Annotated in this window: 14 protein-coding genes and 1 pseudogene; 6 read left to right on the top strand and 9 right to left on the bottom strand. The window is 71.8% G+C overall.

Features of this window, described 5'->3' with window-relative positions; translation table 11 throughout:
* Window positions 1–81: 81 nt before the first annotated feature.
* The 3 genes from KZ813_RS02385 to KZ813_RS02375 are packed head-to-tail and all read right to left on the bottom strand — an operon-like array spanning window position 82 to window position 4,948.
* Window positions 82–3,333, bottom strand: a complete 3,252-nt coding sequence (locus KZ813_RS02385) for a TonB-dependent receptor (protein ID WP_219753355.1) — start codon at window positions 3,331–3,333, stop codon at window positions 82–84.
* 20 nt (window positions 3,334–3,353) lie between these two features.
* On the bottom strand, window positions 3,354–4,352 hold the full coding sequence (locus KZ813_RS02380; protein WP_219753354.1) for a FecR family protein: 999 nt from the start codon (window positions 4,350–4,352) through the stop codon (window positions 3,354–3,356).
* A complete protein-coding gene (locus KZ813_RS02375; protein WP_219753353.1) occupies window positions 4,352–4,948 on the bottom strand; it encodes an RNA polymerase sigma factor in 597 nt (198 codons plus the stop codon). The genes KZ813_RS02380 and KZ813_RS02375 overlap by 1 nt, the downstream gene beginning before the upstream one ends.
* Window positions 4,949–5,219: 271 nt before the next feature.
* Between KZ813_RS02375 and KZ813_RS02370 the strand changes: the two genes are divergently transcribed.
* From KZ813_RS02370 to mazG, 6 genes are all read left to right on the top strand, one after another.
* Complete coding sequence (locus KZ813_RS02370) at window positions 5,220–6,500, top strand: glycoside hydrolase family 130 protein (RefSeq protein ID WP_219753417.1); 1,281 nt, start codon at window positions 5,220–5,222, stop codon at window positions 6,498–6,500.
* A 72-nt stretch (window positions 6,501–6,572) separates the two neighbouring features.
* On the top strand, window positions 6,573–6,863 hold the full coding sequence (locus KZ813_RS02365; RefSeq protein WP_219753352.1) for a hypothetical protein: 291 nt from the start codon (window positions 6,573–6,575) through the stop codon (window positions 6,861–6,863).
* Window positions 6,854–7,747, top strand: coding sequence for an alpha/beta hydrolase (locus KZ813_RS02360; protein WP_308461764.1), 894 nt, complete (start codon window positions 6,854–6,856; stop codon window positions 7,745–7,747). Before KZ813_RS02365 ends, KZ813_RS02360 begins: the two co-directional genes overlap by 10 nt.
* Before the next feature lie 55 nt (window positions 7,748–7,802).
* Entirely contained in the window at window positions 7,803–9,137 is a 1,335-nt protein-coding gene (locus KZ813_RS02355; RefSeq protein ID WP_219753350.1) for an amidohydrolase, read from the top strand.
* A 97-nt stretch (window positions 9,138–9,234) separates the two neighbouring features.
* Complete coding sequence (locus KZ813_RS02350) at window positions 9,235–9,699, top strand: VOC family protein (protein ID WP_219753349.1); 465 nt, start codon at window positions 9,235–9,237, stop codon at window positions 9,697–9,699.
* 38 nt (window positions 9,700–9,737) lie between these two features.
* On the top strand, window positions 9,738–10,496 hold the full coding sequence (gene mazG, locus KZ813_RS02345) for a nucleoside triphosphate pyrophosphohydrolase (protein WP_219753348.1): 759 nt from the start codon (window positions 9,738–9,740) through the stop codon (window positions 10,494–10,496).
* Between the two features lie 203 nt (window positions 10,497–10,699).
* Here mazG and hflX read toward each other — a convergent pair whose 3' ends face one another.
* From hflX to KZ813_RS02315, 6 genes and pseudogenes are all read right to left on the bottom strand, one after another.
* A complete protein-coding gene (gene hflX, locus KZ813_RS02340) occupies window positions 10,700–11,992 on the bottom strand; it encodes a GTPase HflX (RefSeq protein WP_219753347.1) in 1,293 nt (430 codons plus the stop codon).
* A 22-nt stretch (window positions 11,993–12,014) separates the two neighbouring features.
* Window positions 12,015–12,509 (bottom strand): annotated as a pseudogene (hfq, locus tag KZ813_RS02335) (RNA chaperone Hfq); the annotation flags it as partial.
* A gap of 192 nt (window positions 12,510–12,701) precedes the next feature.
* Window positions 12,702–14,072, bottom strand: a complete 1,371-nt coding sequence (ntrX, locus tag KZ813_RS02330; protein ID WP_219753345.1) for a nitrogen assimilation response regulator NtrX — start codon at window positions 14,070–14,072, stop codon at window positions 12,702–12,704.
* Window positions 14,073–14,078: 6 nt separating this feature from the next.
* Window positions 14,079–16,328, bottom strand: a complete 2,250-nt coding sequence (locus KZ813_RS02325) for a sensor histidine kinase (protein WP_219753344.1) — start codon at window positions 16,326–16,328, stop codon at window positions 14,079–14,081.
* Between the two features lie 52 nt (window positions 16,329–16,380).
* On the bottom strand, window positions 16,381–17,823 hold the full coding sequence (ntrC, locus tag KZ813_RS02320) for a nitrogen regulation protein NR(I) (protein WP_219753343.1): 1,443 nt from the start codon (window positions 17,821–17,823) through the stop codon (window positions 16,381–16,383).
* A complete protein-coding gene (locus KZ813_RS02315) occupies window positions 17,820–18,875 on the bottom strand; it encodes a two-component system sensor histidine kinase NtrB (RefSeq protein WP_219753416.1) in 1,056 nt (351 codons plus the stop codon). The genes ntrC and KZ813_RS02315 overlap by 4 nt, the downstream gene beginning before the upstream one ends.
* Window position 18,876 lies beyond the last annotated feature (1 nt).

The raw sequence follows: 18,876 nt of genomic DNA, 5'->3' as shown, positions 1-18,876 counted from the left end.
CTGTGCTGCGTGGAGAGCCCCCTCCACCACCGGCGGCTTCGCCGGCGGTCCCCCTCCCCGTGCCGGGGAGGATCGGACGCGTCAGAAGTTGGCGCGTAGGCCGAGGCGGAAGGCGCGGCCGACCACGTCGTACAGCGTCGGCGTGGTGATGTTGCCCGGCACCGTCTCGCCGTCGCGGTTGAAGACGTTGTCGACCTTGGCATAGGCCTGGAACGCCGGCGTGAACCGGTACGACGCCGCGAGGTCGACGTAGAGCGCCCCCGGCACGCGGTTATAGTCGTAGGTCGGGTGGTTGACCGTCGAGACCGGGCAGTTCGTCTGGCACACGATGTTCTCGTTCGAGAACACCCCCGCGCTGAACCAGCGCTCCTGCACCGTCAGGCTGACCGTGTCGGTGCTCCAGTCCTGCGACGCCAGCACCTTCCAGTGCGGCACCGCGGTGGCCTCGATGTTGGTGCCGGCGAGCTGGCGCGGGATCGTGCCGGGCAGGCCGGTGTCCTGCACGAAGTTGATCGTGTGCGTCGCCAGCCCGCGCAGGCTGAGCCGCCCCGGCAGGCCGATGCCGTCGAGCTTGGTCGTGTAGCTCGCCTCGATGTCCAGCCCGTCGGTGAAGATCGACGCGAAGTTGAACGGCTGCACCGTGACGTAGGCGGAATCGAGGTTGCTCAGGTCGAACGAGCCGCAGGTGAACTGCACCCCGCCGTAGCACAGGTTGATCTGCGTCTGCGCGTCCAGCGCCGAGATCGCGTCGTCGATCTTGATGCGGAAATAGTCGACCGACAGGCTGAAGCCGGGCAGCCAGCTGGCGCGCGACAGCACGAAGCCCACCTCGGTGTTGCGCGCGATCTCGGGGGTGAGCCCGCGGTTGCCGGTGGTGGTCTGCAGCACCGTGATCGAGCGATTGCCGTTGAACGGGTCGATCGTGCCGGTGCGGTTGCTCGTCACCGGCGCGGCGAACAGCTCGGACAAATTGGGCGCGCGGATGTCGCGCGAGGTCACGCCGCGCAGGCGGAAGCCGTCGAGCGGCGTGTCCCAGGTGCCGCCCACCTTCCAGGTGTAGACCGTCCCCGAGGTGCTGTAGTTGGTCGCGCGCCCCGCGACGTTGAGGTTGGCGCGGCCGATCGACTCGCTGTCGAACAGCGGCGCGTTGAGCTCGAGGTAGGATTCGAGCACGTCATAGCCGCCGCTGCCGTTGCGGTAATTGCCCGCATACCAGTTGCCGCCCTGCTGGCTGAGCAGCGGGTCCGCCGGGTAATCGTCGGTATAGCCGTCGCCTGTCAGCACGCCGTTGCCGTACGGGTCGGCGGTGACGCGGTAGAATTCGTGCCGGAACTCCGCGCCGAAGGCGACCGCGAGCGGCCCCGCGGGCAGCGCGACCGGCTCGCCGCTGACCGAGAAGCTGGCGACGTCCTGCGTCTGACGCGTGTGCTGGTACGGCCCGTCCTGCGGCTCGATGTAGTAGCGTGTCGCGTCGGTCGGCGCCTGGCCGCCGAAGACGTTGAGCGGGGAACAGCCGCTCGCCACCGCGACCGGGTCGGCGCAGGTGATCACGCCGTTGGCGCCGCGCACCGCCTGGATCGCGGCGCGGTAGCGCGGCATCAGCGGGATGTTGTTGACGTTGATGTCGGTGATGCCGGTGCCGTGCTCGTAATAGGCATCGTAGCGCCAGTCGGTGCCGAACGCCGCCACCTTGCCCTTCGCGCCGACCACGCCGCGATACTGGTGCCGCCGCGTGTTGACGTCGATGAAGTCGAACATCGGGTTGACCGTGCCGAAGCGGAAGCTGGTTATGCCGTTGGCCGCGCAGGCCGACTGGATCGCCGCCGGCACGAACGGGTTGGCGCATTGGATCGTCAGATTGTCCTGCGCCGAGCCGGGGTTGGGCGTGTTGCTCGTGTCGACGCGCGCGACGTTGAGCGTGGCGTAGATCTCGTTGTCGGGATCCACGTCGAAGCCGATCCGGCCGTAGGAGTTGAGCCGCGTGATCTCGGACTTGAAGCTGTTACCGTTGGTCACGCTGCCGCTGAGGTCGCCGCCGATGCACGAGCCGGGCAGACAGCCGGTGCCGTAGCGGAACGGCACCGGGTTGCCGTTGACGTCGAACGCCGTGCCCGCGAGCGGGCCCGAGTTGATCAGACCGTAGCGCCCGAACAGCGTCGACTGGACGTGATCGCGGACGAGATATTGCGGCAGGCCGTCGGTGGTGATGCCGCGGTTCTGCACCCCGCGCGCGACCAGCCAGGTGCGGCCGTTGGGCCCGTCGCCGTTGGGATCGTTGCCGACGCCGAAGCCGGCCGAGGGGATCCCGTCCTCGTGGCTGTACTCGCCGCTGAGGATCAGGTGCAGCCGGTCGCCCGCGAGCGACTTACCCGCGGCCGCCTGCACGGTGTAATTCGCGTCGTCGCCGTAGGTGCTGATCCCGCCGAGGATATTGGCGCGGAAGCCGGTGAAGCGCGTGTTGGTGACGAAATTGACCACGCCGCCGACCGCGTCCGAACCGTAGGAGGCCGAGGCACCGCCGGTGACGACGTCGACTCGCTCGATCAGCAGCTGCGGGAAGAGGCTGACGTCGGCGACGCCGGTGACGTTGGCGCCCACGACGCGCTGGCCGTCGATCAGCGTCAGCGTGCGGATCGGCTGGAGCCCGCGCAGGCTGAGCGTGCTGAGCCCCTGCACGCCGGTGGAGGTGCCGTTGGCGCCGACGGTGGCGCCGGTCGAGCCCTGGAGCGCGGGCAGCTGCGCCACCGTGGTGAAGACGTTGGGCTGGGCGTTCTTGGTGATCGCCTCGTAGCTCAGCACCTGGGTCGGCGTCGGCGCGGTGAACCCGCTCGAGACGATGCGCGAGCCGGTGACGACGACGTCGCGCGCCGGCTCCTCCGCCTGGCCGTCACCCGGCAGGTTCGCGGCGGTGGTGCTGCCGGTCGCCCCATCGGCGGGCTGGTCGGTGGTGACGCCGGGGGTGGCGCCGGGCGGCAGCTGCGGCTCGCCCGCCGACACCTGCCGCGACGTCGCGGCGGCGGGGCTGAACATCGCCGCGACCGGGCCGAGCACCACATAGGTCTGCGGCCCGCTGCGCTGCGCGCGCAGCCCGGTGCCCTGGAGCAGTCGTGCCAGCGCGGTGTCGACGCTCATCGCGCCGCGCACCGCGTTGGTGCGCTTGCCGCGGCTGAACGACCGCGCCGCGACGATCTGCACCCCCGCCTGGCGACCGAGCGCGGTGATCGCGCTCTCGGCCGGCTGCGCGGGTATGTCGAACTGCTTGGCCTGCGCGATCGCCGGCTGCGCCGCCACCACCACCGCCGCGCCCGTCGCGAGCCACAGGTGCCGCCTCATTCCCCCCATCAATCCACTCCTCACGGTCTCGTTGCTTTCCCGTGCTGGTGGAGAGACGTCGGCGAGGAACTTCCTTCCACGTCGGATATATTTTTCGCGTGGCCGATGCGGATCGCGTCGGCGTCGGAGGTATCGAGCGCCACCCCGAAGCTGTCGTGCAGCGCCTTCGCGAAGCCCTCCGGGTCGTCGGTGCGGAAGATGCCGTCGATCTGCTCGCCGGCGAGCCGCGGGTCGGCGAGGACGAGCTTGCGGCGGTTGTAGCGGTTGAAATCGTCGACCGCGTGCGCGACCGTCTGCCCGCTCAGGTCGATCGCGCCCGAGCGCCACGCCAGCGCGCGGTCGACCGCCGAGGGAGAGGCGTCGCTGATCCGCACCGCCGCATTGTCGCCGAAGAAGGCGCTCTGCCCGGCGACCAGGCTGGTGCGATAGCCGTCCGCCTGCGCCGCCCAGACCTGCACCACGCCCTCGGTGACGACGATGTCCGCGCCGCCGTCGCGGCGCCGCACCGAGAAAGCGGTGCCGACCGCCTGCACCACCACCTGCCCCGCCTCGACGACGAACGGCCGCGCGGGATCCTTGGCGACGCGGAACCACGCCTCGCCGCTGGCGATGCGGACCTCGCGCCGTCGGCTGGCCAAGATGACCTCGAGCCGCGTGTCGCTGTTGATCGTGGCGGTCGAGCCGTCGGCCAGCGGGACGCGGCGGATCTCACCCAGTTCGGTGCGGTAGGTCGTGCCCCGCGCGAGCCACAGGAACCCGCCCGCGACCGAGGCCGCGAGCGCGCCGCCCGCCGCCATGATCAGCCCGCGCCGCGGTACCGCCGCGCGGCCGGGCGCGGCTGGGCGGTCGAGCGCGACCCAGCAGGCCTGGGCGTGGAGCAGCGCGCCGCGGCGGCGCGGGTCGGCCGCCAGCCACTGGTCGAGCCGCGCCTCGTCCTCGCTCGACCAGTCCCCGGCGTCGAGCCGCGCGACCCAGGCCGCCGCCTCGTCCGCGATCTCGCTCGCGCTCTGTCCCGTCATCAGCCACGCCCTCCGCGCTGCTCGATCCCGCTCATCAGATCGTCGGCGTCCTGCTCGGCCCGGCTCCACGCCTGGCGCAGGAAGCGCACGCCGAGCCAGACCTGCTTCTCGACCGCTTTCTCGGTGGTGCCGAGATGCTCGGCGATCTGCCGCTGCGACCAGCCCTCGATCTTGCGCAGCTGGACGATGCGGCGGCAGCGCTCGGGCAGAAGCGCGATCAGGTCGAGCGCCTTGCCATAGGCCAGCCGCCCCGCGGCGAGCTGCTCGGGGGACGGGCGGTCGTCGTGATAGGCGTCGATCTCGGCGATCGTCTCGAGCGGCACGATGCGTTGGCGCTTGAGCCGCCGCACCAGGAGGTTGCGCACGATCGAGAAGAAATAGGCGTAGGGGCTGTCGATATGGTCGACGTCCTCCAGCATGGCGAGCCGGCAATAGGCCTCCTGGATCAGCTCGTCCGCGTCGTCCGCCGTGGTGCCCGAGCGCCGCAGCCAGGCACGGACGCGATGCTCGTGCGGCAGGATCTCGCGCGCGACCCACACGGCGGTGCGCCGCCTGCGCGCCGCGTCGATCGTGCCTCCCCCCGTCTCACTCGCCATGACGACTTACCCGCCCCCCCCATCACGCCGTTCCCCGGTGAGAGGCTCGGCGCGCGATAATCCTTCCCGCCGCCGCGCGATCATTCGGCGCGACATGCCGCCGGAGCGAGCGCCGGGGCTACCATCGTCGGCCGGCCGGGTCGCCCCTGATCGACGCGGCGACGAGGTCGCCCCGCGAGGCGGGAAGCCTCCGCCGTCTCGGCAATCTTTCCTCATGGATATTCGCGTCGTCCCGCGCGCTATCGGCAGCGCAACCAGCATGAGGGCTGACATGGACGCCGCCGAGGTCTTCACCACGCTCGATCTCGAGCTCCAGCCCGACCCCGCGCGAACGGTGATCCGGCCGTTCAGCTTCGACTATCCCGAGGCGTTCGCCGCGGGCAAGCCGAACCGCGCGCAGGCCGTGGCGTCGCGGCTGATGGCGCTCGATCGGCCGATGCGCGAGCGCATGCTCCGCCTGCTCCACGAGGCGATGCGGCCGCGCCACCGCAACGTCGATCAGGTCTTCCTGCGCCGCTTCGACGAGGTCCGCGACGCGATCGGGGTCACGGTGGAGGGCGAGGACGATCGGCTGCTGGTCGGCGCCTATTTCAGCCAGGAATATGCGTTCGAGAGCGCGGCGCTGTTCAACCCCTCGATCGTCGCGATCCCCGACCAGGATCCCGACGACGACCGCGTCGCCTTCCTGCTCTCGCTGCGCGGTGTCGGCGAGGGGCATATCTCCTCGGTGACGTTCCGCTCGGGCAACTGGGACGGCGGCACCCGGCTCACGGTGGATTCGCCGAGCGCGCAGGGCGTGCCGCCGCGGATCGAGCGCGACGACGACGCCGGCTGGGTGCGGCTGCGCTCGGACGACAGCGAGGACATCTCCGAGACCGTGATCTTCCCGATCCTGCCGAGCCAGCGCAGCGGCGTCGAGGACCTTCGGCTGGTGCGCTTCACCGATCATGACGGCACGCAGAGCGTGATCGGCACCTACACCGCGTTCGACGGCCGCGTCGCGCGCGCCGAGCTGCTGCGCGGCATCGACGTGCGCACCTATGAGATGCGCCCGCTCACCGGCGCGATGGCGGGCTACAAGGGGATGGCGCTGTTCCCGCGCCGGATCGGCGACGATTTCGTCATGCTCGGGCGCCAGGACAACGAGAATATCTGGCTGCTCCGCTCCGACGATCTGCATCACTGGGAACGGGGCGAGGTGATCATGCGCCCGCGCTATCCCTGGGAGTTCGTCCAGATCGGCAATTGCGGCTCGCCGATCGAGCTCGACGAGGGCTGGCTGGTGTTCACCCATGGCGTCGGGCTGGTGCGCGGCTATTGCGTCGGCGCCTGCCTGCTCGACCGCGACGACCCCAGCAAGGTGCTGGCGCGCACCCCCTCCCCGCTGCTCTTCCCCAGCGCCGAGCAGCGCGGCGGCTATGTCCCCAACGTCACCTACAGCTGCGGCGCGCTGCTGCATCGGCGTCGTATCCTGCTGCCCTATGCGATCGGCGACGAGCACACCGCCTTCGCCACCGGCAGCGTCGACGATCTGCTGGGCGTGATGCGCTGAGGCCGTCCGCGCCGCGATTGTCAGCCTCTCCCAGCTGTGCTTCACTGCCGGCTGATTTCCGGGGGGAGCAGGATGACGCGGAACGGGGGAGCGCCGCTCGTCGCGGCGATGCTGATCGGCCTGATGGCCGTCGACGGCGCCGCGCCGACACGCCGCGCGTCCGCGAGCGACGCGCCCGAGCGCGCCGCCGACGCGCGCGACAAGGTGATCTGCAAACGCTTCGTCCGCACCGGTTCGCTCGTGGACGGCTACCGCACCTGCAAGACCAAATGGGAGTGGGAGCGCGAGCGCGAGAACCTGCGGCAACAGTCGGTCAGCGACTCGTGCCGCGATCGAGCGAACGGCGGCGCGTTGTGCAGCTGAACCGGCGCGGCCTGGTCGCGCTCGCCGCGGCGTTGCTCGCCGCGCCGGGGAGCGCGCAGGACCCGCCGCCCGAGCGGACGCCGCGTTACGAGGCGATCGCGCTGTGGCCGAACGGCGCGCCCGGTGTGGGCCGACGCCGCGGCGAGACCGAGGTGGCGCGCGACTATTGGGTGCGCAACGTCCACGACCCGTCGCTGATCCCCTTCCCCGCGCCCACCGCCAAGCGCAACGGCGCCGCGATCGTGATCCTGCCGGGCGGCGGGCACAGGCTGCTGGTCTGGACCAACGAGGGCACCAAGGTGGCGACCGCGCTCAACCGCGCCGGTGTCACCGCCTTCGTGCTCAAATACCGGCTCGCGAACGAGCCCGGCTCGACCTACACGGTCGAGGGCGACGCCGCCGATGACGCGCGCCGTGCGGTCCGCTGGGTGCGCGCGCACGCCGCCGATTACGGCATCGACCCGGGGCGGGTCGGCGCGATGGGCTTCTCCGCCGGGGGCGAGCTCGTCACCCAGATCGCGGACCATCCCGAACCCGCGGGGCGGCCGCATATCGACGCGATCGACTCGCTGTCGGCGCGCCCCGATTTCCAGGTGCTCGTCTTCCCGGGCCCGCGCGGCGTGCCGGCGCCGGCGGTCGCGACCGCGCCGCCCGCCTTTCTCGTCGCCGGCAGTCGCGACGCGTGCTGCGCCGCCCCGACCGTCGCGCTGTACGAGCAGCTGCGCCGCGCCGGCGTCTCGGCCGAGCTGCACATGTACGCCGACAGCGGCCATGCCTTCAACCTCGACGAGTCGGAGCGGCTCTCTATTCTCCACTGGCCCGACCGGCTGTATGACTGGCTCGCCGACGGCGGCTGGCTGTCGCCGCGCGCGACGCGCCGCTGAGCGGCGTTGCGTCGCGCGCCCGCGCCGCTACGCTGAGGAAAAGGGGATCTCTCGCATGCGCTACCTGCTCGCCGCGACCGCGCTGTCGCTCGTCACCACGCCCGCGCTCGCCGCGCCCGACGTCGCGCCCGCGATCGCCGCCGACTATGACAAGACGCTGGGCGCGATGTGGGACGATTTCCACCGCAACCCCGAGCTGTCGTTCAGGGAGGTGCGCACCGCGGCGAAGATGGCCGCGGCGCTGCGCGCGGTCGCCGGCATGCAGGTGACCGAGAAGGTCGGCGGTACCGGCGTGGTCGGCGTGCTGCGCAACGGCGCCGGGCCGGTGGTGCTGGTGCGCGCCGACATGGACGGGCTGCCGGTCGAGGAGAAGTCGGGGCTGCCGAACGCGAGCAAGGTGCGCCAGGTCGGCGTCGACGGGGTCGAGGCGCCGGTGATGCATGCCTGCGGGCACGACACGCATATCGTCGGGCTGCTCGCCACCGCGCGCCGGCTCGCCGCACTCAGGGATCGCTGGGCGGGCACGGTCGTGTTCGTCGTCCAGCCCGCCGAGGAGCGCGTCGGCGGCGCCGCCGCGATGCTGCGCGACGGGCTCTACACGCGCTTCCCGAAGCCGCAGTACGCGCTGGCCTATCACTCCAACTCGGAAGGGTTGGCGGGCACCGTCTCGGCGTCGGAGGACATCCAGTACAGCTCGTCCGACAGCGTCGACATCACCGTCCCCGGCATCGGCGCGCACGGCGCCAGCCCGCACACCGGCAAGGACCCGGTCTATATGGCGAGCCAGCTCGTCATCGCGCTGCAGGGGCTGATCAGCCGCGAGCGCCAGCCGCTCCATCCGGGCGTGATCACGGTCGGCAGCTTCCACGCCGGGCTCAAGCACAACATCATCTCGGACGAGGCCAAGCTCCAGGTGACCGTCCGCGCCAACGACGAGGCGACCCGCAAGCAGCTGCTCGCCGGGATCGAGCGGGTCGCGCGCGGCATCGGCGAGCTCAACGGCATGCCCGCGGACAAGATGCCGATCGTCAAGGTGATCGAGGGCACGCCGACGACGATCAACGATGCCGCGCTGGCGCGACGGCTCAACGGCGTGATGGCGACGACGCTCGGCGCCGACAAGGTGATCCCGTTCCAGCAGAAGGGCATGGGCGCGGAGGATTTCGCCGCTTTCGTGCAGCCCGAGCTGGGCGTGAAAGGCTATTATTTCGCGGTCGGCGGCACGCAGCAGGCGGCGTTCGACGCCGCCGCCAACGGCGGACCGCCGGTGCCGTCGCACCACTCGCCCTTGTTCAAGGTCGACCCGCGCGCGGTGGTGACCACCGGCGCCACCGCGATGACCGCGGCGGTGCTCGACCTGCTCAAGCCGGGTCAGGCGAGCGCGGGCTGACGGGATCGCGTGCTCCCGCGGAGGCGTGTGCAGGCGCTCAAGGCCGCGAGACTCAGCGCCCACGGAGCACGATAGTCGATTCACAGGGGAGAGGATGATGCGATACCCACTGGCCGCGCTCGTCGCGGTCGCCGGCCTCGTGCCGGTCGCGGCGACCGCGCAGGCGACGATGAACCACGTCGCGATCAACGTCACCGACCAGGCGCGCAGCGTCGCTTACTATGAGGAGGCGTTCGGGCTGACCGAGATCCCGGCGCCACTCAATGCCGCGCCGGGCCACCCGCGCTGGATGCGGCTGGGCAATGGGGTGGAGCTGCACATCCAGGCGATCAAGGTGCCCTTCACCCCGCCGCCGCGCATCATCCACTTCGCGCTGACGGTGAAGGACCTCGACCCGGTCATCGCCTTCCTCAAGCGGACCAACCGGACCTGGACCGACTATGCGGGCAAGGTCGGCGAGATCAATCGTACCCGAACCGACGGGGTCCGCCAGATCTTCACCCAGGACCCGGACGGCTATTGGATCGAGGTCAACGACGCCGCCAACCGCCCGCCGCGCTGAGGCTGGCCGCGCGCGGCCCCGGCTGCTAGCGCGCCGGCATGAGCGAGCAGCGGACGAGTGTCGAGATCGAGCGGCTGGTGGGGATCATGGCGCGGCTGCGCGGCCCCGGCGGCTGCGAATGGGATCGCGCGCAGACCTTCGCCACCATCGCGCCCTATACGATCGAGGAGGCCTATGAGGTGGCCGACGCGATCGCGCGCGGCGCGGTCGACGAGCTGCGCGAGGAGCTCGGCGACCTGCTCCTCCAGGTGGTGTTCCACAGCCGCATCGCCGAGGAGGACGGCGCCTTCGCGCTGGCCGACGTCGCCGCCGCGATCGGCGACAAGATGGAGCGCCGCCACCCGCATATCTTCGGCGACCGGGCCGAGGGTGGCCACCACCTCTGGGAGGAGGTGAAGGCGGCCGAGCGCGCGAGCAAAGGGGCGGCGGGCGCGCTCGACGGCGTGGCGGTGGCGCTGCCCGCGCTGAGCCGCGCCGAGAAGCTGCAGAAACGTGCGGCGCGCACCGGCTTCGACTGGCCCGACGCGAGCGGGCCGCGCGCCAAGGTCGACGAGGAGCTGGCCGAGGTGGAGGCCGCGCGCGACCAGGTCGAGCGCGTCGAGGAGGTGGGTGACCTGCTGTTCGCGGTGGTCAATTGGGCGCGCCATCTCGGGGTCCACGCGGAAGACGCGCTACGCGCGGCGAACGCCAAGTTCGAGCGACGCTTCCGCGCGATCGAGGCGGCGGGCGGCGAGCGCTTCGCGGCGCTGTCGCTGGAGGAGAAAGAGGCGCTGTGGCAGCAGGTGAAGGGGGGGTGAGGCACGGCGCGTGGGCTGATCGCGCCGATGGCTTAACCACTTCCGTTCGCCCCGAGTAGCCGTCGAGCCTGTCGAGACGGCGTGTCGAGAGGGTATCGCGCGTGGTCCTCTCGATACGAGGTGGCCACGAGCTCGGCCTCTACTCGAGGCGAACGGGTCGGAGGTGCCGGGGTAATCAGCGGCGGAGTGGCCGACGCGTCCCCTCACCCCTGCCGCGACAGGAAGCGCTCGTGCACCGCGGGCGCCATCCGCACCTCGTAGCGCACGCGATCGCCCTCGACCTGCTGGTCGAGCACCTCGCCGTGGGCGTGCAACCACGCCGCGCCCGCGCCGTCACCCGCGTCCAGCGCGATGGCGTAGCGCTGGTGCCCCTGCGTCAGCAGGTCGCCGACGTGGCGGATCAGCTCGTCCACGCCCTCGCCGGTCAGCGCCGAGAGCGGGACCACGTCGTCGCGCCGCGCCGCCTCGTCCAGCAGGTCGCCGCGCGCCTCGCCGTGGAGCAGATCGAGCTTGTTCCATGCCTCGATCCGCGGCGTCGTCTCGCTCACCCCGACGTCGGCGAGCACGCCCTCGACGTCGGCCTTCTGCGCCGCGGTATCGGGGTGCGCGACGTCGCGGACGTGGATCAGCAGGTCGGCCGAGACCACTTCCTCCAGCGTCGCCTTGAACGCCGCGACCAGCTGGGTCGGCAGCTCCGAGACGAAGCCCACCGTGTCGGACAGGATCGCCTTGTCGATGCCGGGCAGGCTGATCTGGCGCAGCGTCGGGTCGAGCGTGGCGAACAGCAGGTCCTCCGCCATCACGTGCGCGCCGGTGAGCCGGTTGAACAGCGTCGACTTGCCCGCGTTGGTGTAGCCGACCAGCGCGATCACCGGCCAGGGCGCGCGCTGACGCCGCTCGCGGTGCAGCCCGCGCGTGCGGGTCACCTGCTCCAGCTCGCGCCGCAGCCGCGCCATGCGGTCGCGGATCAGCCGGCGGTCGGCCTCGATCTGAGTCTCGCCGGGCCCGCCGAGGAAGCCGAAGCCGCCGCGCTGGCGCTCGAGGTGGGTCCAGCTGCGCACCAGTCGGCCCGACTGATAGTCGAGGTGCGCGAGCTCGACCTGGAGACGCCCCTCCGCGGTCGCGGCGCGCTCGCCGAAGATCTCGAGGATCAGCCCGGTGCGGTCGATCACCTTGGTCTCGAGCGCGGTCTCCAGGTTGCGCTGCTGGATCGGGGTGAGGCTGCCGTCGACGACGACCAGCCCCGCCTCCTCCATCCGCGCGCGCGCGGCGAGCTCCTCGATCTGGCCGGCGCCGATCAGCGTCGCCGCGCGCGGGGTGCGGATGCGAAGCGCGACGCGGTCGGCGACCACGACGCCGATCGCCTCGGCGAGCCCGGCGGTCTCCTCCAGCCGTGCCTCGGCGTCGCGCGACGAGCCGCCGAGGTCGGGATAGACCACGATCGCGCGCGCGCCGCGCGCGAACTCGTCGCGGTCGCGCTCGAAGCCGCCGCTCATGCCCCGGCCCTCACGCGCGCGCTCACTCCTCCTCGCCCGCGGCCTGCTCCTCGGCCAGGTTGAGCGGACGCGAGGGCTGGATCGTCGAGACGGCGTGCTTGTAGACCAGCTGCGACATGCCGTCGCGCTGGAGCAGCATGCAGAACAGGTCGAAGCCCGCGATCGCGCCCTGCAGCATCACGCCGTTGACGAGGAACATCGTCACCGGATCCTCCGACTTGCGCACCGCGGAGAGGAAGATGTCCTGCAACAGCTGCTTCTTGCCGCCCTCGCCGAGCTGGCCGACGATGCCCGCGACGTCGATCGGGCCGGCCGGCATGATGGTGGAGATGGCGTGCTTGTAGATCAGCTGCGACTGGCCGTCGCGCCGCAGCAGCACCGAGAAATTGTCGAACCAGGTGACGATGCCCTGCAGCTTGACGCCCTTGACGAGGAACATCGTGACGGGGGTCTTGGACTTGCGCAGCGCGTTGAGGAACAGGTCCTGGAGCGAGGTCTGCTTGTCGGCCATGAGAAGGTCCTTGTTCTTGGCGGGAGGTTCCCCGCGGGGTGCGCCGTTGCCGGCGTCGGACGTGCCGCCGCTGTAAGCGGCGCGCGCAAGTTAGGGTTCCGGGGCGGGCGCGTCTAGGGAGGCGCACGGTCAAGTCGCGGTAATCAGGCCTCCCTGCGGGGCGCGACGGCACGGACGTGACCCGTGCCGGGGATAAGCTCAGTCCTCGCGCGTCTCGGTGATCCCCAGCAGCTTCAGCTTGCGGTGCAGCGCCGAGCGTTCCATCCCGATGAAGCTCGCCGTGCGCGAGATATTGCCCGAGAAGCGCCGGATCTGGACGCGCAGATACTCGCGCTCGAACGTCTCGCGCGCCTCGCGCAGCGGCGCGCCCATGATCGCGGTCGCGCCCGGGCCGGCGTCGTGGCCGCCGAGCACCTCGGCGGGGAGCAGGTCCAGGTCGATCCGGCCGATGCGGTCGCCGGGCGCGAGGATGATGGTGCGCTCCACCACGTTGCGCAGCTCGCGCACGTTCCCGGGCCAGTCGTAGGACTGGAGCGCCACCAGCGCGTCGGTGGCGATCTCGGGCACGGGCACGCGGCGCTCGGCGGCGTAATGGGCGACGAAATGCTCGACCAGCGCGGGGATGTCCTCGCGCCGCTCGGAGAGCGGCGGGATGGTCACCGGCACCACGTTGAGGCGATAGTAGAGGTCCTCGCGGAAGCGCCCCTCGGCGATCTCCAGCGAGAGGTCGCGCGCGGTGGCGGAGACGACGCGGACGTCGACCTTGACCACGCGCGTGCCGCCCACGCGCGTGAAGCTCTGGTCGGTCAGCACGCGCAGGATGCGCGCCTGGGTGGCCTGCGGCATGTCGGCGATCTCGTCGAGGAACAGCGTCCCGCCGTGCGCCTGCTCGAGCAGCCCGGTGCGGACGAGGTCGCCCCCCTCCTCCACCCCGAACAACTCCTCCTCGACGCGGTCGGGGCTCATGCCCGCCGTGCTGACGATGACGAAATTGGCGTGCTGACGCTGACTCCAGCCGTGGAGCAGCCGCGCCGCCACCTCCTTGCCCACGCCCGCCGGGCCGACGATCAGCACGCGGCTGCCGGTGCCGGCGACGCGCTTGAGCGTGGCGCGCACCGCGTTCACCGCGGTGGAGCTGCCGGTGAGGTCGGTGCCGCGGCCCGAGGCGGCGCGCAGGCTCTTCACCTCGGCGCGGAGCCGCTCGGTCTCGGTCGCGCGCTCGACCATCAGCAGCAGCCGCTCGGCCTGGAACGGCTTCTCGATGAAGTCGGCGGCGCCCTTGCGGATCGCGGCGACCGCGGTGTCGAGCGTGCCGTGACCCGAGATCACCAGCACCGGGATCGAGGGGTCGCGGCGCTTGATCTCCTCGAGCAGGTCGAGCCCGTCGAGCCGCGAGCCCTGGAGCCACACGTCGAGCAGCACCAGGCTGGGGCGGCGGGTCGCGATCGCCTCCAGCGCGGCGTCGCTGTCGCCCGCCATGCGGGTCTCATAGCCCTCGTCCTCCAGCACGCCGGCCACGAGTTCGCGGATGTCGAGTTCGTCGTCCACGACGAGGATGTCGATCGCCATAACTGTCTAGATCCGATTCCTGGTCAGAGCGGCGATCGTGCGATCGTCGTCGGTGGAGCCCGCGCCGGGCGGGAGATGGTCCTCGGCGGCGAGCGGGGCGAGCAGCGCCGCGTCGAACGACAGCGTCACCACGGTGCCGCCGCCCGCGCGGTCGGCGAAGGTCATCGTGCCGAAATGCTCCTCCACGATCTTCTTGACGATCGCGAGCCCCAGCCCGGTGCCGCGCGCGCGAGTCGTCATATAGGGCTCGACGATGCGGTCGCGCTCGAGCGGCAGGCCGACGCCGGTGTCCGCCACCTCGATCACGACGCGCCCCTCCCCCTCGCGCAGCGCCATCGTCACCGCGCCGTCGCTGACGTCGGCGGCCTCGACCGCCTCGACCGCGTTCTTGACGATGTTGGTCAGCGCCTGCCCGAGCTGGCGGCGGTCGCACACCAGCGTCGGGGCGGGATCGTCGTGCTCCAGCACGAAGCGGATGCCGGGATGCGCCACCTCGTGGAGGAACATCGTCTGGCGCGCGATGTCGACCAGCGCCTCGTCGCGGAACACCGGCTTGGGCATGCGCGCGAAGGAGGAGAATTCGTCCACCATCCGCCGCAGGTCGCCGACCTGGCGGACGATCGTGTCGGTGAGGCGCGAGAAGGTGACGTCGCCGGCCTCGATCTTGCTCCCGTAGCGGCGCTGCAGCCGCTCGGCGGCGAGCTGGATCGGGGTGAGCGGGTTCTTGATCTCGTGCGCGATGCGGCGCGCCACGTCGGCCCAGGCGGCGCGGCGCTGGTCGGTGAGCTGCTGGGTGATGTCGTCGAAGGTGATGATCGGGCCGGTGCCGTCGCGCGCGATCCGCGCCGCGAAGGTGCGCATCTCGCCCTGGACATTGTGCTGGACATTGGCCTCGCGCGCGCCCTCGTCGAGCATCGCGTCGAGCTCGGGCGCCACCGCGCGCAGCACGCGGCCGACCGGCGGCGCGTCGAGCCCCAGCAGCGTCTGCGCCGAGCTGTTGACCAGCCGGATCGTGCGGTCCTGCGAGTCGATCGAGATCACCCCCGCCGACACGCCCGACATCACCGCCTCGATCAGCGCGCGACGGTTCTCCAGCTGGGTGTTGGCGGTGACCAGCGCGGTGTTCTGCGTCTCGAGCCGGGCGGTCATGCCGTTGAAGGCGGTGGCGAGCGTGCCGACCTCGTCGCGGGCCGGGGTCTCGGGCACGCGCGCGGACAGGTCGCCCTCCCCCACCCGCCGCGCGGCGTCGACCAGCTCGCCGACCGGGCGCACCAGCCGGTCCGCCACCGCCAGCGCGATCCACACCGCGACGCCGACGATCAGCAGCGAGACGATCAGCAACGCGGCGTTGAACCGGAGCTGGAGCGAGCGCGCGCGCGCGATCAGCTGGCGATAGTCGTTGAGCACCGCCGCGCCGCGGTTGAGCTGGTTGGCGAGCTGCGGGTCGAACACGCGCGCCGAGTAGAGATAGGTGTGCGGCTCATAGTCGAGCCGGGTCAGCACGCCGACGCGGTCGCCCGAGCGTACCACCACCGAGGCGGCGCCGCGCTCGATCTGGTCGATCATCGGCGCGGTGACGACGCGCTCGAGCTGGCGGTCATAGGGATTGACCAGGGCGCGGGTGCGCAGCTCGCCGTCCTGGCCGCGCTGGACGATCAGCGCCTCGGACAGGTTGCGCAGGTAGAGCTGGTAGGCGAGGCCCGCGGCGAAGCGCTTGCTCTCGATCGGGTCGGCGCGGAGATAGTCGGCGAGGTCGCCCGCCATCGTCATCGTCTCGCGACCGACCCGGTCCGACTCGTTGCGATAGCTCTCCTGCGCCACCGAGGCGGCGTTCTCGAACATGCCGCGCGCGCGGTCCGAGTACCAGAACTGGACGCCGTATTGGAACAGCAGCGAGGCGAAGATCGTCACCAGCAGCGCGGGCACCGCGGCGACGAGCGAGAAGAGCAGCACCAGCCGGACGTGGAGCCGCCCCTCCCCGCCGACCGGCGAGCGCGCCGCGCGGTTCAGCGCGATCCTTCGCCCCAGCAGGATCATCAGCGCGATGCCCGCGACCAGGTTGGCGACGAGCAGCAATGCCACCACCGGCGGCTCGATCAGCGCGGCCGGGCCACCCTCGCTGCGCACCGAGAAATAGCTGCCGACGGCGATCGCGATCGCCACCGCCAGCACCGCGAGCTCCAGCGCGGGCGTCACCGTGGACCGCCGGCGGGCGGTCGACGTGGCGGAGGAGGAGGGAGTGACTCCCGCGATCATCGCTCTCCCGCTACAACATCGGTGTTGCACAGAGAACACATATTTCGGCGATCTATCCCTCGCCCGACCCCGATGGCCGCGCACCGGGGGTGATGCCCAGCGCGTCGAGCCGTTTGCGGAGCGTGTTGCGGTTGAGCCCGATCGCGCGCGCCGCGCGCAGCTGGTTGCCGCCGTGGCGCGCCAGCATCGCCCCGATCAGCGGCCGCTCCACCGCGCCGATCACACGGTCGTACAGCGAGCCGTCGTCGAGCGCCCTCGGCTCCTCGCGCGCCAGCCGCTCGATCATCGCGCGCACCGCCGCCTCGATGCCGGGATCGGGCAGCGCCTCGGCCGCGGCGGGGACGCTGCCGATGGTGGCCACCACCTCGGCCGCGCCGATGCGATCGTCGCGCGACAGGGCGGCGAGCCGCCGCAGGAGGTTCTCCAGCTCGCGCACGTTGCCCGGCCAGTCGTGCGCCTCGAGCGCGGCGACCGCCTCGGCGTCGAGCGTCTTGCGCGGCAGCCCCGCCTCGGCGGCGCGGTCGAGGAAGTGGCGCGCCAGCTCGGCGATGTCGCCGCGCCGCTCGCGCAGCGCGGGCAGCGCGACCGGCACGACGTTGAGCCGGTAGTAGAGGTCCTCGCGGAACTGCCCGGCCGCGACGGCCTGTTGCAGGTCACGGTTGGTGGCGGCGACGATGCGGACGTCGGCCCGGATCGTGCGCGCGCCGCCCACCGTGGTGAACTCGCCCGACTGGAGCACGCGCAGCAGCCGCGTCTGCGCCTCGATCGGCATGTCGCCGATCTCGTCGAGGAAGAGCGTGCCGCCCGCCGCCTGCTCGAAGCGGCCGGCGCTGCGCTGCGCCGCGCCGGTGAAGGCGCCGCGCTCGTGCCCGAACAGCTCGGCCTCGATCAGCTCGCGCGGGATCGCCGCCATGTTGATCGGCACGAAGGGCGCGGCGCGACGCGCGCCGAGATCGTGGATCGCGCGCGCGACCAGCTCCTTGCCCGTGCCCGACTCACCCGAGACCAGCACGGTGAGGTCGTTCGAGATCACCCGCGCGATCACGCGATACACGTCCTGCATCGCGGGCGACCGGCCGATCAGCGGCAGCTGTTCCTCCTCGACCGCGACGTGCTCGGCGGCCGCCCCGCCGCGCGCCAGCGCCGCCGCGACGGTGCGGGTCAGCGTGTCGAGGTCGAACGGCTTGGGGAGATAATCGTACGCGCCCGCCTCGGTGGCGCGCACCGCGGTGGTCAGCGTGTTGCGCGCCGAGAGCACGATCACCGGCATGTCGGGGCGCTCGGCGGCGAGCCGGCCGGCATGGTCGATGCCGTCGCCGTCGGGCAGCACCACGTCGGTCACCAGCACGTCGGGCGGGTGGGTGCGCAGCTCGCGCGCCATGTCGGCGAGGCTGGCGGCGGTGCGGACCGCGTGGCCGGCGCGGCGCAGCGCGTGCGCCACCACGGTGCGCACGGCGTCGTCGTCGTCGACGATCAGGACGCGCCCGCCGGTCACGCGGCGCGCGGCAGCAGCAGGCGGAAGACGGTGTGGTGCGGCTGGCCCTCGCGCGCATATTGGACGATGCCGCCCATGTCGCGCACCAGCTTGTCGACCAGCGCCAGCCCCAGCCCCTTGCCCTCGGGCCGCCCCGACACGAACGGATCGAAGAGGTGGTCGGCGATGTCCTCGGGCGCGCCCGGCCCGGTGTCGATCACGCACAGCTCGATCGGCAGCGCGACCCGCTCGCGGCCTCTCCCGGTCGCCACGGTGATCCCGTGCCGGTAGGCGGTGGTGAGCGTGATGCGCCGCTCGCCCCGCTCGCCCAGCGCCGCCGCGGCGTTCTTGAGCAGGTTGAGCACCACCTGGAGCAGCGCGTCGCGATTGCCCAGCACGGGCGGCAGCGACGGGTCGTAGCGCTCGTCGATCGGGATGTCGCGCGCGAACCCCGCCACCGCGACGCCGCGCGCGTGCGCCAGCAGCGGGTAGATGTTGAGCGGCGCCACCTCGCGCGGGCGGGTGTCGGTGAAATCCTCCATATGATCGATCAGCGCGGCGATCCGGTCGACCTCGGTGATCACGAGCCCGGTGAGCTCGTCCGCCGCCGCGCCGTCGGCGATCAGCTGCGCCGCGCCGCGGATGCTCGACAGCGGGTTCTTGATCTCATGCGCCAGCATCGCCGCCGCGCCGACCGCGGCGCGCGCCGCCGCGGCGCGGTCCCCCGAGACGCCGAGCCGGCGCGACGCCGCGGCATGGTGGAGCGTGATCGTGCGCCAGCCGGGCTGGTCGACCACCGCCGCCTCGACCAGGTCGACGCGGACCCTGGCGCCGCCGCGCGTCTCCACCTCGATGTCGAAGGCGGCGAAGGCGTGGCCGGCGCGGCGCGTCTCGACGTCGGGTGCGCCCAGCAGCTCGGCGACGGTCTGGCCGCGGATCGCGCGCTCGGCGAGGTTGAGCAGGGTCTCGGCCTCGGCGTTGGCGCGCTCGACACGGTCCTCGGGGTCGACCACCAGCACCGCGACCGGCAGCGCGGCGAGCAGCTCGGCCTCGCTCGGCCCGCGCTGCGTCAGC

It is taken from the genome of Sphingomonas folli (genome assembly GCF_019429525.1).
In the GTDB taxonomy this organism is placed as follows: Bacteria; Pseudomonadota; Alphaproteobacteria; order Sphingomonadales; family Sphingomonadaceae; genus Sphingomonas; species Sphingomonas folii.
This window is presented reverse-complemented; position numbering and strand designations above follow the sequence as displayed.